The organism is Acinetobacter sp. Leaf130, assembly GCF_001423205.1.
GTDB lineage: Bacteria > Pseudomonadota > Gammaproteobacteria > Pseudomonadales > Moraxellaceae > Acinetobacter > Acinetobacter calcoaceticus.
Map to the genome: position 1 here is coordinate 480,623 of NZ_LMOE01000001.1, position 20,312 is coordinate 500,934.

Here is a 20,312-nt window from a genome sequence, read left to right on the forward strand (position 1 = left end):
ATGAGCCAACAAGAAACGAATACAAATGCACAAGAGCAAATGTGGACAGTTGAACAACTTGAACCAAAACTTTTGCTTTCTGCAGATTTAATGCCAGGTATACAGGAAATTACTGGAGCTATTGATCAACCGGGTCAACAAAAACAATATGAGTTTGTTATTAAAGAGAAAACAAAATTCTTTTTTGATGGCGTAGAAGGTGAAAATTTTAACTGGTCATTGCAAGGTAAAGAATATGGTAAAAATTTCTCTGCAATTGAACTAAATCAAGATAGCCATAAATTTTTAGAGCTTACCCCTGACACATATAAACTAACTATTGATGGTAATAATGATCAGATTGGAAACTATAAATTTAGATTATTTGGCGAAGAAAGTGCTATAAAGTTAGAGCCAAATCAAGAAACACATCTGAATCTTAATCCTGCAAGTCAAGCTGTTTTATACCAAATAGATGTGGAAGCAGGAGATCGTATATTTTTTGAAAGTCATATTAATGATGCAACATGGAGTATTTTCGATAATAACGCTCAATTAGTCAAAAATCGTTTAAGTACAAATGATAGTCAAGGATTTGTAGCGGAAAAAAGTGGAGCTTATTGGTTATCAATAGATAGTAGTACTCATTATAGTAATTTAGAAGGTGACTTTACTTTACATGTTTTAAAGTCTGAAATTTCATCATTAAACATAAATGAAGAACAAATAGTAAACTTTAATAAACCATTTGAATCAAAGCAATTTAATTTTAAAATAGATCATGATCAATGGGTGGTATTTGATCAGATTACAGAAGGATTAAAAAATACAGAATGGTCTATTAAAGATGAAAGTTCAAATATTATTTTCTCACCACTCAGTACATTAGAAAGTGATAATAAATCAGCACCAAAATTTTTAAAAACAGGCACTTATACTTTAGAAATAAATAGCTTAAATATTACAGCCGGTGAAATTAAATTCATTGTAAAAACAAACTCTAAAGTTGATGGTCTTATTGATGAAAACAATAAAGGATTGATATTAAATAATATTGGAACTGGGTCGAAATTTGTAAAAATTAACAGTGGGAGTAATGAACTCATTTCACTTATTTCTGAAAGATATATTTCAGAGATTGAATATGCTAAAAACATTGATTTAGAAAATTTCACTGAGAAATTATTAAACAGTCACTTTACATTAAGTAGCTATGATTTATTTGAATTAAAGCTAAACAAAGATGATAAATTACTTCTTGAAAAAGAACAACCTAATACACTTATAAGAATTTTTGATAAATATGGTAATGAGATTGTCAAAGCTGAAGAAAATAACTTAAATTTTAATGTGACTGAGAACGGTTTATATTATATAGGTATCAGTACAACTGATAATAATAATTATAATATTAATAGTAAACCAGAAAAAGGCATCGATCAAAACGTACTATTAAAAATAAAGTATAAATCGGCTATTGAAAGTGACAATCAGTTTGGTGATGTGAGAGATTCAATTTCGACAGCACAACAACTTGATATTTTGAAAATAGAAAGATTACAAGTTGCTATTGGTGATAACGAAACAAATTATAATGATGTTGATTTTTATAAATTCCAAGTGAAAAAGGGTAACACAATCAATATTTCAGCACCATACAGTACTGAAATGCAGGGATTTTTAAAAATCTTTGATATAAATGGAAGAGAATTAGTACAAACTAGTAATTCAGCAATTTCTTATACATTTAGTGCAGATGGTGAATATTACTTAGCATTTAGTTCAGAGAGTAATAGATATTACAATCCAAATTATGAGAATTCTGGTAATTATGGAAAATCAGTTAAAGGAACTATAACTGTAGATATAAAATTAACTACTACTGATATCCCTAAAGTATATTTGCTTGATCACTATGGGACTCTAATTTTAGATACTAATATTCATCAACTTGATTTAATCAAACAGAAAATAAGTTTAAATGAAGAGTATTATCTCTGGATTAATTCTTCATCGCAAAATGTAAATAGTTTTGAGTATAGTATTGGACTTTCAAATTTAAAAGAAGATAAATTTGATTTAAATGGTAGTAAAAAAATAGAATATGAGTTTGATAGCATTGCTCAGACATATGACGTTGAGTTGAATATCACTGAGTCTGGAACGTATTTTATTTATCCTGAAAAAACACTAGTAAATACAAAATGGAATTTAAGTGGACCTGGAGTAAAAAAAATAGAGTGGAGTAATAATGTTAAACAAGGAGATAATATAGTACAAGCAGTATATTTAACAAAAGGTTTTTATAAACTTTCTATTTCAAACTATGATTCAGTAGGAAGTTTTGGTCTGGATTTTATTTCAAGTAAATCAGCAAGTCCAATTCAATCAGGTCAGGACTACACAGTAGAACATTTACTGCCTGGTCAATTTATTACTTACCAATTAGATTCAAGAATTCTAGATGAATATAGTTTTCAACTAAATATTTCAAATCCTGATCTAAATATTATAGTTTGGGATCAATATGGAAAGATTATTTCTAATCATTTAAAAGATAATACCAATTTTTATCAGGATTATGAACAAGATAAAATCTTTATAACTATTGCAAATGATAGTCTGGTAGAAGCTATTGATAATATTTATTTTAAAGTTAATACAATTAAACATGATCAGCCTGTAAATGTTGTTAAGTCGATTTCTTTAGGACAAACTGTAGAAGATTCTGCTATAGATTTACCACGAAATATTAATTATGACTTTAAACTTGAAAAGGATAGTTTCGTTAGTTTTGAGTTTTTGAAGAATATATATGAAGAAGTTCTAATTGTAGGCCCAGAAGGGGAAAATTTATTAAATAAAACTAATATATATGCAGGGTGGTTAGTTGCAGGACAATATTACATTGAATTTAAAAATAAAATAAAAAATAGTAATTTTATTTTTCAACTAAGAGATGTTAGTCAGTTTGAAACTTTAGATAAAAACATTTCAAGAAAAGTTGAACTTTCATCACAAGTAGTTATCTATCATTTTAGCATGGATGAAGCGCATGATTACTCAATTAGTGCGAGCCAATATTCTGAGGATTACAACTTCAAGATCTTAAGTATAGATGGGTTTACACTATTTGATGGCAAACTTTCGAATTATAATTTTTACTTAAACAGAAAAGATTTAATAGATGACTATATATTAATTATAGAATCAACCAATAATGAAAATTCCGAATTGAACTTTCGTTTGAGTTCATTTCCTAAAAAAGTAGAAATTAATGATTCTACTGTTATGGATTTCATTAATTTGTCTTCTGGACGAGAGCAGGAATTTGAGATTAATGTTGATGCTGATGGTCTATACTTTTTTGATTTGACTTATATAGGTTCATTGAACTTTCGATTTGATGAAAGAAATTTTTATCAAACAATCGAATCACAGAATAGTAAAGAGTCTAACTATCAAGCGCTATCCTTTGCTCTGACTAAAGGAAAACATAGAGTTTATTTAAATGCATTGGACAACAGCGATGTTAGAGCTAAGCTTAACATTCATTCAGTCGCTAATATTCCAGTTATGGAAAAGGTAGGTTCCGAATTAATTGTTCCTACTCTTGAAGCTAACCAAATTTCTTGGTGGAAATTAGCTACAGGTTCTTATGAAGACTTTAAGTTAAATTATATTAATAACCCAAATGTAACTATTCAGATTTTTAATGAAAATGGAGAGTTATATAAATCATTTGATAATGATTTTACATTAAATATTGAAGATAACTTAGATTATCTGTATTTTTCTATATATAACAAATCTAGTAATGAAGTTAGTGGGTTAAAGTTTGGTTTAGAACCTAAATATCAATCTATCGATATCAACCAAGAGTTACAGTTTAATTCCTTGAGCTCAGATGTCGAACCATTCTTTTCATTTGATATCGTAAATGATGGTTTTATAACCATTGAATTTTTAAGTAAAAACTATCAAAGTTTTAAATTAATTGATAATCATGGAGAGGTTTATTCAGGGGCTGCTGAATATGTTAATAATATCAGTGGAATGGCTTATCAAACTCTGTGGCTACAATCTGGTAAGTATAAATTAGAATTTGAATTAATTAATACGGTAGAAAACAGTTCAATAAATGATTTTTACTTGAATATATCTGATGATAGTCAAACTCAATTGATTGATCTAAATCAAAATACTGAAGTTGATTTAATCGGTAGTGGTGGTTATCAAGTTTATGAATTTAATGTATCTAATTCAAAAAATTATAGTATAACGCTATTAAATGATGTAAGTAATATTCAATTCCGTTTGCTTACAATGGATGGGGTTGAATGGTTTTCTGGTCAGCTAGCATCTGAGTCAACTGATTTAGGACCTGTTGTTTTTTCTCAGAAATATAAGTTGGTGATATGGAGTGCAGCAAATCAAAATTTAGTTAATCCGATAGTTTTACTTGAAGAAACAGAAAATTTAAACAATAGTATTTCAGTTACTTCAAAAAAGACGGTTGAACCAGACCAAGAACTAATTTTGGATGGGCAAGTTGATGTTAATCAAGACTTTCAAATTGTTACACTTGAGATCAAGCAAGACGGTTTGTATTTTCTTAATCAATTACAGCAAGGTAATTTATTAAACTGGAGTTTGTTAGGTCCAAGAGTTCAATATAATAGTATTAACTCACTTGATGGTTTATATTTAAGAAGAGGAGTCTATTTTTTAGCAATTGCTAATGATAATCACGAAGCTCTTAATTATAAATTTAGTATTTTCTCTTCATCACATATAGAAAAAGAATTATTGAAAGATAGCTCTGTTTCTATAAATTCTCTTGATAAAAATGAATCTGTTTCTTATAAATTACCTGTTGGCCTAGGCGACGAATTGTCGTTTAAAAATCTTAATAGTTTTTCGGGGCTAAAAGTTGATTTGTGGGCTGATAATGGTGATTTTATTGGTTCTTATATTAATATTGAAAGTGCATTTGATATCATTTTAAAGAGTAAAAAAATATCGAATTTAATATACTTAAGTATTACCAATATATCTTCTGATACTATCAAAGATATTAATTTTACTATAGTAAATGAAAGGCCGAATATTGATATTTATCGTAATAACATAATTGATTACAAAGATCTCTATAATGGTATTGAGTTTGAGTTTAATATTGATGAGAAAAATTTGTTCTCTTTCAATTTTGAACAAAATTTAGGTGTTTCATATCAATTTTTTAAATTGATAAATGGTGTTGAGTGTGCTGTTGATTCATTACGAGATTCAAGCAATAAATTGTATTTATTTGAGACAGGTAATTATATAGTTAAAATTGATTTTTATTATATTCCTGATTCTGATGGCGCTATAAGTATTAATTTTAATAAGTTTGATGAAAATAAAACCATTGATTTGGTTGAACATAATACTGTTTCAGAAGACGGTATCCAAGTTTATAATTTCATTGCTGATAGTAGCTTTCAATATTTTGTTAATTTACCTGACTATAATAATTCTGAATCTTCAAGCTTTTTATTGAAGTTGATGGATGAAAATGGTCTAATTATAATGTCTGATTATTATTATAGAACATTATCCTTACCTTTACTGGAGCATAATAAAAAATATTGGTTGATTATTGAAAATCTTAACGGAGTTGAAGCGAATTTAGATTTCTCTAAAAATCAAAGACAACAGCAATTTACAGTCAATTCTAGTACAAACCTAAAAGTTGATCAAAATTTTGATTTTCAATATCAGCAACAGGAAATTATTTTAAATGTTGAAGAAGCTGGAACTTATTTCTTTAATGTTTCGGTTTTTGATGGCTTTAATTACCAGTTAGTGGGTGTAGGGGGGAATCTTCCAAATAATCAACCTATGTTTGCAAGTTCCTCAATTTCTACTAATCGAAATTTAAATTTGCAAGCTACACACTTACAAAAAGGTATCTATAAAATTGTAGCTAAATCTAATTGGTTAACTGGATTTGCCTATTTTGAAATTTTATCGGCTAGCCAAGCTAACAATTTACTTGTTAATAATGAAACTATTATTGAGCAATTAGAGGTAGGTGAGACAGTTTTATATAAAGTCTCTCAAGACTATTTTGCAACTTATACCGATAACTATAACCGTTTTACCTTTCAAGCTATATCAGAAAATTATGGAGTTGAATTCAATTTTTGGACTCAAGATGGAACAAGAATTGATAATAATCCAATTGAGTTATTAAAAACACAGCCATTTTTCTATATTTCGGTAATGAATATTGGTTCTGAGAAGCAAATTGGCGTCAAATTTTCATTGAATAAAGAAGATTTAATTCATGAGCCAGTTCAAAGTAAGATAATTAGCGTAAATCAGAAAATTAGTAAAAATAGTAGTGAATTAGATGATCGTATCTCGTATAGTTTTGCTTTAAAAGAAGATGGTTTTATCTCATTTAACTTTATAAAAAATGCTTTTAGTAATATTGAAATTACTGGCCCATCAGGATTAGTGTTTGATGGTTCTCCAAAAATTTTAAATAATGTAAATAGTAAAGGGGTAGAAGGCTTCTGGCTTAAAGCAGGAGTCTATAAAATTGAGTTCTATGAGAAAATTGATGGAAATGATTTTGATTTTATTTTGCAAGATCAAAGTAATTTCTTGAATATTGAAGAAAATTTATCATCCTCAGTGAGTTTAACTACAAAAGGTGATTATCAATTCTTTAATTTATCTATTGAAGGTAATGCTGAATATTGGTTGCACTATAATACAGCTGACCAGAATATATCTAACCTTAAATTTAGCTTATATAGTCAAGATGGTAATATAATCTCTGCTGGTACTCTTTCATCCTTGTACCAAATCCTACCTAAAAATAGCCTAAATTCTAAATATATATTGTTAATTGAAAATTTAAGCAATACTCAGGCTGTTTTTAAAATTGATTTAATTAAAAAGGAGATTTTACAGCCAAAAAGTATCGATTTAAATACTACTGTAAATGATCAATTTGTAGGACTTGAGCAACAAAGAAAATATTCATTTGCTGTTAACAAGATGACAGCTTTAAAAGTTGTCGAGCAATCACCTAATAGTTCGAGTAATACATATAAAATCATAGATAGTAATGGGCTAGTTGTAAATTCACATTATGGTGTTTATGTTTTATCTGTTGGTAATTATGCTATTGTAGTTAATAGTAATAAGCAAGCGAATGATATTGTTAGTACTTTTAGTTTTAAAACATTTATAACTACTGAGTTTTTAGATATTAATTTTGGCTCTAATGTGTCTGTAAATATTAATCAGGGCTTGCCTAGTAATATTATTAAGGCTGTTTTTGATAAGAATAAAATTTATGATTTTAATACTAACTATAACTCTGGATTTATTGTTTATGATGAAAAAGGAAATGTCATAAGAGAGATCGGTGGTTATTACAATTATAATGGTTGGTTTGAGGTAAGGGAAACAGGTACTTATTATCTACAAGTATTTAATTATAATGATGATTATACAGGAGATGTCTTTTTTTCTGTGAGTAGTAAAGATAAGTATTTGAATATAGCTATAGGAGAACTTGTTTCTGATGTTTCTATTAAGAGCAATAGTTTACAGAAATATAATTTTACTATTACAAAGGATTCTTTATATAAAATAAATGGTTATTCGAATTATTCTTCTTTAATAATTTCTATTTATAAAAAAAATTCTGAAAGTCCTTTTGCATATTTTAATCTTAATGAAGCACAAGCTCTTGATTTAGGTGCTGGTGACTATGAAATAGCGATTTATAATTATAATAATTATCCAGTTGGTTATTTTTTGGAAATTGTTGATTTATTAAACTCAAATATTTCAAGCGTTAATCTTGGACAACCGTTTATTATAAGTGCTAATAATAGTCGCAAAACCAATGTTCAGAGTATTGCTGGGGTAGCTGGTGATTCTTGGCTAATTGATTTAAGAAATATCGGAGAAATTGATCAAAATATTCGTTGGGAGCTATATGATCCTTCAGGGAAACAAGTTACATCATCTTATCAGTATGCTAATGAAGATCATGCAGTTAAATATACATTAGCTCAATCTGGTCAATATATTTTATTAGTTTTTGGAGTGGGACAAACTACACACCGAGAGACCTCAATACTAATTACGAAACCTGTTGAAGTAAGAAAAACAGTTCAAATTGGTGAGCAAGTTTCTGGACAAATTATGAATGGTGGAGATGTTCACTACTATAATTTGAAACTTGATAAGCCAACAACCTTTATTTTTGATGCTACTCTAGGGCAAACATTCTTTAATATTTTAAGAGAAGATGGTTCTCTAATTGATTCAAATACATATTCAATCCAATATTTACCAGCTGGTATTTATCACTTAGTATTTGAAGGAATAAATACGCAGACACCTAAGTATTCATTTAAATTAATTGATTATATTGAAAAAGCTCAAGAAGTTTCTGATTTAAGTAATATTTCTTCAACATTGCAAGAAAATGAGCAATTTAAATTTTTACAGCTTAATACCGTTGCAGGCCAAAAATATAGCCTTGAGTTTTTGTCATCTACAAATCTTTGGTATCAAATAGTTGATATAAATGGACAGATTTTACAGTCAAGAAATAATTACAATACTTCTGCTTTTATTGCTTTAGGAGATAAATATTATATTGTTGTTGGTAAATACTATAATATTAATGCTGTTAATAATTTTAATGTTAAAATCTTACCAGTATTGAATACTACTCAGCAGTTAAAATATGGAGAATTAATAACAACTTCATTTTTAACTCAATTTGATCAGATAGATTATACCTTTAATATAGCTAAAGAGGGTTGGTTGGATCTTAATGATATATCTTCTAGTCATTCAAATATTTCTTTAAGACTATTAAATCAAAATAACGATCAGCTTTTTTACTATAGTAATTTACCTGCCATTAGTGGAAGTAGTCGCATCTATCTTGTTGAGGGAAATTATACCTTAAGATTAAACTCTAATACTTCACAATCTAGTTATTTGAAGTTGAAGGCTTCTATACATGAGGCAGATCAATACGAGCAAACTGGTCAAAGTCTTGCTACGGCTTATGAACTATACTTACCAACTCAATCTAAAATAGAATTGTTACAACCTGTTGTTGAACAACCTTACTTATATCGATTTGTTTTAAATCAAGGTGATGTTTTTGATCTTAAGCTTTCTGGCTTACAAGCAAGTCTATCTTTACTCGATGTAGCAGGTAACGAAATTGTAATTAGCTCTACAGGTGAACTGCAATATAGCGCTACCTCTACAAGTATTTATTATCTTAAAATTGTTAATAAAATTAAAATTGATAAGCAAGTCTTAAATTTCACTCGTAGCAAATTAAATAAATTAATGAGTGAAGATGTGGGTGATACTATAGAAAATGCTAAAGAGTTGAATTTTAAGACAGGTACTAAACTTGAAATTAAGACTAATATTGGTAATGGTGTAAATACAAATAAAGATGTTGATCTTTACCAAATTATGCTAGTTGCAGGTGAAAAATTAAATATAGATTCCTATTCGAACTATGGTTTCTTAACTCAAATTTTTAATTCTTCTGGTAATCGTGTTTATAGTACTGGTGGCACAGGTTCATATACTGCTGAGCAAACTGGTGTTTATTATATTGGATTTAGTGGAAGTGAGAATAATCACTACGATCCGATTAGTGGAAACAATACTTATAGTTCTAATACTGGGCTAAATACTGTTGTATTAAGCCGTCAAAGTGGCTTCATTTACCCTATTACTCAATTCTCTGAGCAAATCTTAATACCTGATAATGTAACTTCAACTGAAAGTTGGTCTGGTCGCCTGACTGATGGTACAACCCAAGACTTCTATCTAGATGTAAAAACTGATGGTCTTTACTATTTAGATCGGACAGCTTCTGAATATAGTGCTTCATATAATGATCAAGTGACTTTAATAGACTTACAATCTAGAGTCCTAGGAACTAGCTTTAATACAGCATATTATCTTAAAGCAGGTAAGTATAAATATAAGATTTTAAAAAAATATAATAATGATTATATCGATTTTAAATGGGTAAATTTAAGTTCACAAGCAAAAGAAATTCAGTTTGGCCAGTCAGTTTCACTAGGTTTTTCAAAAAATGCAATTGCTGATCGTGTTTATAAGTTCTATGCTGATGCTAATCAAGTCCTACAGTTTAATAGTCTAGGTAATATATCTGGAACTGTACCACGATATAAAATTATAAACGAATATGGTCAAGATGTTTCTGGAGTTAATTTAAACTCTTCTCTGGATAGTCAGTTAATTAATATTAAGCATTCTGGAAATTACTATATTGTTTTTGATGATACATTTTTAGGGTATAATGCTGAATATTATCAGTATTCAGGATCTGTATCTTTTCAAATAGATCATGTCGATTTGAAAAATTTACCAATAGTAATTTTTAATGAAAAAGTAACAGGTATATTAAATCCAGATAAACAAGAAGTGATATATCAATTAAATATAAATGAAAAATCGAATCTATTATTTGATTTGTTGAATTCAACTGATCCAGAAGTGGAGATTTCAATTGCAGATTATAATGGAAATATTGTTTATTCAAGTTCTTCGAATAATATAAATGCTTTATTATTAACTTTAAATGTAGGTAGCTATACAGTTAAGGTTAAAACGACAAGTCTAGCGCAGCAAAAATATGGTTTTAAGCTCCTCAATTTGGCTCAAGTACAACAGATCGAAAGTGGTCAAGCAGTAGAAGGCCGCCTTAAACCAGAAGGTGAAATGCTTTCATATCAGATTGATGTGGATGCTGGCGACCGAGTGTTTATTGATTTTGATCAGTTGATTACGCAAACATATGGCTATTTCAATGGAGTATGGAAACAAAACTATCTTACTAGCTTAGTCGTAATTGATCCTTATGGTCGTAAGCAAATAATATCCCGAAATGATTTAAATAATTTGGGGTCTGAATTTGTTGCTAGTGTCTCGGGTAAGTACACCATATTATTTGATGAATTAGACCGTTATGACATTGAAGTACCATTCCATATGGTGGTGTATGTTCATGCTCCATCAAACCCAATTGTGATTGATTTAAATAATAATGCATCAAAAGTTGATTTTTCTGTTCAAAATTTAACTGTTCAGAGTAGTGATCGTGAAACCATCAAATCTGGAAGCCAGTTAGAAATTAACTGGATATTGGCAAATATTGGTAATAATAGTTCGTTTGGTGACTTTACAGATCGAGTTCTGATCAAGAATAAAACTACTGGAGAGATTATTGCAGAGAGTCTAGTGCCTTATTCTGAACAGAATGATGGTTCTATATCTTCTAATCAATCTATTGTACGTACTACTAAAATTAAGTTGCCTGAAGGTATTTCAGGAGCTGGAGATTTTGAGGTTATAGTTGAGGCAGATGTCTATAATCAACAAAATGAAACTGTAGAATCAAGAAAAAACAATCAAACATCTTACGTTTTTAAAAGTGAATTAAGGAATTACCCTAATTTAACTGTCGAACATATTTCTTTGTCGCCTGCACTTAATTGGCAGGCTGGTGATTCAGTTACCTTAAATTGGGAGGTTAAAAACTCTGGACAGGCTCCTGCGACTGGATCATGGGTAGAGAAAATTGAAATTATCAATCTTACAACAGGAACAGTTGTTGTTAGTAAAGATCTTCTTATCTCTAATCAAACCCTAGAGCAAGGCAACTCTACTCAACGTCAATTTAATTTTATTTGGCCTTCAGATAAATACGCTGTTGGGCAGTTCGCTATAAAAGTCAGAGTAGATGCTCTCAATACTATTTCTGAATTTAACCAAAATGGTTCATTAGAAAATGACAATCAAGGAATGATTGAAGTAGTCGCAGGACCAGACCTAATTGTTAAGAACATCCAACTGTTACAACCACAAATCCAGGCAGGGGAACTTGTGACAGTGGTATGGCAGGATGTGAACCAAGGTAGTGTTACAACTCCAACAAACTTTCAAGATCGAATTATTGTTCGAGCACGAAATACAGATGGCAGCATTGGCAAAACCATATTAAATTTTGCCGTTGCATTTAATGGTCAAGATGCTTTGCCAATTAAAGCTGGTGAGGTGCGCAATCGTAGTTTCAGTTTCACTATGCCAGAAGGAGTGGCAGGTGCTGGACAATTTGTTATTGAGGTCGTTGCAGATAGCAATATTACTGGCCAAGGAATTATTTATGAAGTAAACGCATTAAATAATGCAGAAAGCAATAATAGTTCGACTGAAACATTTATTTCATCGCCTAAAATGTATGCTGACTTAGCAGTATCTCAAATTATTGTTCCAGAAACTATTGGTGCGGGTAATTTAACTCAAGTTCAATGGACTGTGACAAACCGTGGAGATAAAGCTGCGGAGGGTCAGTGGGTTGATCGTATTATTTTAAGTCGTGATTCAGTAATTGGTAATGCTGACGATATTATTTTGGCTAGCTACAATAGCGTGAAAGATTTAAATGTTGGCGAAAGTTACCAGCAAAAAGCTTCGATTACTATGCCAGCTCGTCTTGAAGGAAGCTACTATATTGCTGTAATAAGCGATATTAATCAAATTGTTAAAGAACCAGATAGTAGAGCGAACAATCAGGTAATTTCTGCTCAGTTTAATGTTGTTAGAACTTATGCTGATCTTAGCCCTGAAATTATTTCTTCTCCAACAGTATTAGGGAAAAATGAATCTGGACGTATTACTTGGAAAGTAACAAATAATGGAACTTTAGCAACAGATGTAAATCGTTGGGTTGATACAGTTTATATTTCAACTAAATCATCTTTTGACTCAAGTGCAAGTGTGCTGGGTTCTGTTACACATACGGGTGGTCTAGCTGTTGGAAATGCTTATCAAGCATATCTGGATTTTGCTTTGAATGGGAGTGTTGATCAATATTATTTATTTGTTAAAACAGATAGTTATGGCGCTGTTTATGAGCCAGAACATACTGAAAATAATATTGTTGTTTCTCAATCTATTACTCTGGAAGCGGAAAAACTTCCAGATATTCAAGTATCTGATATTTCAGTCGAGACCCAATGGCAGTCTGGAAATCAGGTTCAATTGACCTATACATTGACCAACTCGGGAACAGCTGACTTTACAGGTTTTGTATATGATCATGTCCGTTTAGTAAATACCACAAATCCAAGCCAAACTTATATATTGGCAACGCCTTCTTTTAACCGCAGCATTCAAAAAGGAGATAGCTTTACACAGCAAATGACGCTAAATGTACCTGCGCTTAGTTTAGGAGCATGGCGTTTAGAAGTTATTTCAGATGTTAATAATTATGTTCGTGAGCTAGATTTAGTAAGCCATCAAGGTACACAAAGCATTGAAATTGTGAGCCCAGATCTTGTTGTTGGTAATGTAAAAACAACAGGAGTTTTACAAGGTGGACAAAATATTGATATTTCATGGACAACTTATAATCAAGGAACTGCAAAAGCTGCTCAGTTTAAAGATATCGTTTATTTATCACTTGATGATGTAGTTGATTATAAAGATATTAAAATTGGCGAAGTAGTTCACTCAGAAATAGAGAGTCAACAATCTATTTCGTCTATTTTAAATTATAAACTCCCTGAAAGTTTGTCTGGACGTTGGCGTTTACTTATTGTCACTGATGCTGACAATAAAAACTTTGAATACAATGCTGAACAAAATAATCAATATCAGCAAAGCCTAGAAATTGCTAAAGCAGAATATGCAGACTTGATCGTAAGCAATATTAAGGCTCCAACCCAAATTATTGGTGATCCTGCTTCTTTAAGCGTTGAGTGGACAGTGTCTAACATTGGAACAGGCACTGGATTAAACACGACATGGACAGATACTGTTATTTATTCTACTGACGATATTATTGGTAATTCGGATGATATTGTTTTAGGCAAAGTTGTACATGATGGAGTTTTGGAAAAAAACAATAGTTACACCTCGTCTATTCAGTATCGTTTTGGTCCTAATTTTACTAGACATGGCCACGTTTTTGTTCAAACAGATAGCTTAAAGCAAGTTTGGGAAAATGATCTGGAATCGAATAATACAGTGGAATTCGATCATATTGTTGATGTAATGCCAAAAGCTTATGCTGATTTGCAATTAAATTCACTATCAATTGATACTACAGAAAAGTTGATCAGTGGTTCATCAACAACTGTTCGATGGTCAGTAAGTAATAACGGTATTGGTATTACAGACAAAGATGCATGGTTTGACCATGTATGGCTAAGCAGTCAGGCAGATGGAAAAGGACAAATATGGAATCTTGGATCAGTTCAACATTTAGGTTACTTGGCAGCGAGTGATAGTTATGAACACTCACTTACTATTACTCTCCCTGATGGTCTGTCTGGAAATTTTTACTTAAACGTCGGTACGAATGTTAGTTCTAGTGTATTTGAGTTTATTTATAATGATAATAACCAAAAAACTGGTTTAGCTGTTCCTATACAACTTGCTGAATATCCTGACCTTGTTGTAACAAATATTACTTTACCTGATACAGCAACTGAAAATTCAGAAGTTGAGTTTACATGGTCTGTTACTAACCAGGGTTCAAAGAATGCAAATGGTAGTTGGACGGATAGTCTTCGCCTGATTTCTCTCGATGGTAGTAAACCAGCAATTTCTTTAGGTAGTTATACTTATACTCAAGGTTTAGGGTCAGGTAAGACTTATAGCCGTACTGAAAAACTACGACTACCTTCTCGTTTAGAAGGAGCATGGCGTTTAGAAGTTATCACTAATGCTGACTTGGGGAAAAATTCAGCTGGTCAAATTTATGAGTACGCTACTGCACGTCAAAATAATAGCTTGGTTTCAGATGATATTTTAAGTATAAACCTAAATCCAAAACCAGATTTACGAGTTACAGCAATTGAAGCACCAGATAAAGTGATTGCTGGTGGTAAAGCAAGTGTAAAATTTACAGTAAGTAATATGGGTCCATTAGTGACGAATACTCAATGGAGTGACTCAGTATACTTATCGCTTGATGGAAATCTCAGTTCAGATGATATTTTAGTAGGTCGTTATAGCAGTGGAGCAGCTTTAGCACCTACTCAGAGTTATACAACTATCACTGATGAATTTACTGTACCTTTACGTTATAGAGGTGATGCTTACATTATTGTGGTAGCCGACTCTGGTAATGTTTTAGATGAATATCCAAATGAAAACAATAATATTCGAGTAGAAAAACTTTATATTGAACCTATACCTTTTGCTGATTTGGTGACAAGTGATGTAGTTGCACCAGATCAAGCAACTCATGGTAGTAAAATTACAGTTGACTACAAGGTAACAAATAAGGGATCGGCAAAAACTCAAGGCGATCAAAGCAGTATTAATAGTTGGGTAGATAGTGTTTGGTTAACTGTAGATAAACGTCAACCTAATCCATCAAAAGGTGACATTAAGTTAGGTGATATTCGCCATACTGGTCATCTTGAGGTCGGTGAAGATTATCTAGGGCAAGTCACAGTAACTATACCTGAGGGAATATATTCAGGTAAGTACTATATTACTGTCTGGAGCGATACTTACGATGCAATTTTAGAAGATACGCTTGCGACGAATATCAATCCTGATGATCCGTCTCAGGTAAATAACAATAACTTTAAAGCCAGAGCTATTGATATTTTAGGTTTTGCACCTCCAGATCTCTCTGTAATTGATATTCAGGCACCTCGAGAGGCAATTGCTGCAGGAAGTTATCAATTTAGTTATACGGTTCAGAATCTTGCAAATGAGTTTGACGGTTCTTGGACTGATGAGGTTTGGTTAGCTGACCAAGCTGACTTAGCTAAAGCAACCATAAAATGGAAGTTAGGTGAGTTTTCTCAAAAGAGAAAATTAGGTTATAAAGAAACCTATACTGTTGAGCAGATGATTCCATTATTGGCGCCATCGGTGACAGGTCTTCAATTAGTTGTACAAACCAATATGACTGATTTAAAAGACTCGAATGGCAAATCAAAAATAGAAAAGAACAAACTGAATAATACATTGGCTGTTGCTTCTCTGGTGACAGCATCAGCTTCAGATTTGGCTGTTACTCAAGTTGTGGTCGATCAACAAGTATTCTCAGGCGAAGCCGTTAATGTTGCTTGGACTGTAGAAAATAAAGGAGCAGATGTTTGGGTTGGTACAAGGTCTTGGACTGATTATATTGTTATTAGTGCATATCCAGAATATATGCCGGAGTATTCAAAGCTAATAGGTTCTGTGCAGCATTCTAATGCTCAAGGTTTGAAGACAGGAGAGCGTTATACCGCAACTGGCCAATTTAAAGTACCGGTCGGTTACGATGGGCAATATTATATTTTTGTATTGAGTGACGCTAAATTAGATATAGATCAACCCTATTTTTCCCCGGATGCTCTAAATGGTTTTGATAATGATGGGGTGTTAAAGTTTTATCAAGGAACTGTGTTTGAGAAAAATATCACTCAAAATAATGTATCTGCAGCTTCGTTAAATATTGTTTACCGTGAGCCCGATCTGGTTATTAAAGATATTCAGATTTCTAATCCGAATCCAAATGCTGGTGATACTGTTACAGTTAGCTGGACAGTTAAAAATGAAGGGAGTCGTGATACACGTGTATCCTCTTGGTTTGATGGTATCTATCTATCAAATGATAAAACTATTGATACGTCAGATTATCCAGTAGTTGATCGTGGTAATGACTTTGAAGTTAGCCTAAAAGTTAAGCAAACACTTATTCGAAATGCAGAAGGCAAAGTAGATGTTCTAAAAATTGGTGAGAGCTATACTCAAACTGCTACCTTTACCATACCATCGGCAATCGGTGGGGATTTTAATATTATTGTTAAAGCAGATACTAACTATGTTTTTGGATATTCTGCATCTTCAAGTATTCGAAAATCTTTGAATACACTTAATCCGTTACTTCAGTACGATCAAGGTGCTGTTTTAGAGTTTAAAGACGAAGCGAATAATGAAAAATCAATTGCTTTAACAATTAATTATGTTAGTCCACCCGATTTACAAGTTGTAGACGTTACTAGCCCAACCAGTGTCATTTCGGGGCAAAAGGTTGATATTACGTATAAAGTCAAAAATCTTGGAGGACGAACACCTTCAGATCAAGGTGCTTGGACTGATCTCATTTATTTATCTACCGACCGAGTGCTAGATTTAAGTAAAGATAAACTTTTAGGTTTCGTTGATCATAGTGGTGGATTGGCTGCAAATGCTGAATATTCAGCCTCTATTCAAGCAAAAATTCCTACAGAATTAAAAGGAACATACTATGTATTTGTGGTAACAGACCCCGCTTATTATCGAGGTGGAGCAACAGGTAAAGTTTTAGAGTTTGAAAATGATTTAAATAATACGCTTACGTCTGAACAACCATTATTAATCATTCAACCTGATCCAGTCGATTTACAGGTCACTGATGTTTTATTGCCTAAGCAAGTAAAAACAGGTGAAAAAGTTCGTATTGAATACACTGTAAAAAATGTAGCTGATTACCAAGCACATGGTCAGTGGTCAGATGCGGTATATCTGTCTAGAAATAATAGCTGGGATAACCAGGATGTTTTGTTGGGAAGATTTACGCGTCAAGGTGGTTTAGATGCTCATCAACAATATACCGGATTTGTTGATGCACTTTTACCAATGATTCAGGATGGGCAATGGTACATTGTTGTTCGCCCAGATATTTATAACGAAGTATATGAAGGCGATATTGTTTATAGCGAAACGGGTTTAAATATTGCTCCTGCTGAAGCGAATAATGAAACCGCTTCAGCCACTACTTTTAGCGTAACAGTTCCTAACTTACTGTTGAATACCAGTACTGATTTACAGTTAAGTAGTGGTGATCAGTATCTTTACAAACTTCAAGTTGGACAGGATGAAACACTTCGTGTTCGTCTAGACTCTAGTGCTTTGAAAGGTTCTACGGAGTTGTATATCCGTTACGAAGCCGTACCTAGTGCAGGGCAATATGATTACGCTTATACCGTACCTAACTCTCCTGATCAGGAGTTGATGGTTCCAACCACACAGGCGGGTACTTATTATATTCTTGTAAAAGCGAGCAACTCTCCTAAAGGCACTGCGGCAACAATCCTTGCGGAAACTTTGCCACTCTCTATTACTAAAGTGACGCCAGATCAGGGTGGTACAGGTACAGATGACTATCGTTGGGTAACCATGGATATTTATGGTGCTCAATTTGCTGCTGGCGCCTTAGTCAAGCTCAGCCGTCCTGGTGTTTATGAAGTCGAACCAGAGCGTTGGCAAGTTTTAGATGCTACACATATTCGTGCAATATTTGATTTACGCCAAGTACCACATGGCTTATATGACATTATAGTGACTAATCCAAATGGTGACCGAGTTGTTGAGCCATATCACTACTTAGTTGAACGTGCGATTGAACCAGATGTCACTATTGGTTTAGGTGGGTTAAGCCAAATCGCCCCAGGTGAAACAGGTATTTACAGTGTTTCTCTTCAAAGTTTAACCAATGTTGATACACCTTATGTCCGTCTAGATATCGGTGCTGTAGAGATGGGGTATAATGAATCACTCATTGACGGGCTAAATTTACCTTTCTTAATTTTTGGTTCAAATGTAGGGGGGCAGCCATCAGGTATAGTCATTGGCGATCAGGCAAATACTCAGCAATACGGTGTTACGTCAACAGATAAAAGTAAAATTAATCAAATTCCTTGGGCAAGCCTAGATGGAACTTTAAATACTTCTGGAATTAACTTAGCACCTGGCTATGCTTTTGATGTTAATGCTGCTGGCTATACTGGATTTACTTTTAATATTAAAACTTATCCAGGTTTAAAAGAATGGATAAATATGGATTTTGAAGGGTTACGTGAGCAACTCTATATCATACATCCAGAGTGGAGATCGCAAGGTCTATTAGATGGAGGAGTTTTAGATCTAAGTAAAATTCAACGTGGACTTCCAGCCCGCTTCTTAGATACAGAAACCCGTCTGACTGAGACAGAAATGCTCGCACTAGACTTTCGTTTTAATATTGCTGCAGCGGCAACACCAATTACCCGCAATGAATTTATTCAAGATCAAATCAAACATGCATTAAAAATGCGTGATGCAATTTTGCAAGATACATCTGCTAGTACAAATTTGAAAGCATTAGCAGCGGATGGAGCTCAATGGGCACAGGGTTGGTTAGCTGCTTTAGAAGATGCAGGATTATTACGACCTGAAAATCAGGCGCCTGCTATTAAAGAAAGTATTCAAGTCCTCAGTCTTACTGCAAATTTAGCAACTGGCATTTTATTATCGAAAGCTGGTGAAAGTTTCCAAACGAAAGCAAGCGTATTATCTTTCTTTGAACAAATGCAAAAATGGTATGGTGATACTTCTAAATGGGCTGGTGATCCAAATGCGTTAAAGGCTCAGATTGATTATTATGAACTGCGCCAAGATGATTTAGGTAATTCAGCCACCAGTCCTGTTCCAAAAAATATTACTCAAGAAGATCTTATTTTAAATAATGAGAGCAATACGCATTTTATCAACTTTAATATTTTCGCTGGAGACAAGGCTCAATCAGAGTACTTACGTCATATAGGATTATTGGATGAGAAGTTTCGTCCTATAGGCGCACAGGCGCTTGCTTTGAGTCAATATCTTCAGCAAATGGCTGCTGTAAATACCGATGTAATACATGTACAAGGTCCATCAGTAATGCCACATACTGATGGTAAGAGCTATGTCCCGGGTGAGACTGCTTTACCATTTAAACTGAATTTCCAAAATACTACAGAGCAGTCACTTCATGAAATCCGGTTAGTTACAGCAATTGATGAGCAGCTAGATCCATATAGCTTACGTTTAACGGATATGAAAATTGGTGATATTAATATTCATGTTCCAGAAAATCGTAGTAGTTTTAGCAGCGACTTTGATTTTACAGGGAGCTTGGGCTTTATTTTACGAGTCAGTGCAGGTGTCGATACTGAAAGCCATATCGTTACATGGTTGATTCAAGCGATTGATCCAACTACAGGTGAAGTCTCAACGCAAAATTTACATCGTTTATTAAAATCGAGTGAAAATAACAAAGGTTTTGTTGGTTATACCATTCAAGCAGTGGGGACAGCAAAATCTAGTGAAGAAATTATCACGCAAGCTCGTATATATTTAAATAATACACCACCTGTTGATAGCCAAAGTTCAACGTATATTCTAGATAATCAACGTCCTGTTACTACAGTACAGGTTGTATCTGAGCAAAGTAC

The 20,312-nt window shown here is 32.5% G+C and carries 1 protein-coding gene (cut by a window edge); it reads left to right on the forward strand.

Annotated features, from left to right (window positions below; translation table 11 throughout):
• Positions 1-20,312, forward strand: partial view of a CARDB domain-containing protein gene (locus tag ASF86_RS02105; RefSeq protein ID WP_056478927.1) — the 5' portion only. The gene runs 17,164 nt beyond the window's last position; only the first 20,312 of its 37,476 coding nucleotides appear in the window; its start codon is at positions 1-3; the stop codon falls past the right edge of the window.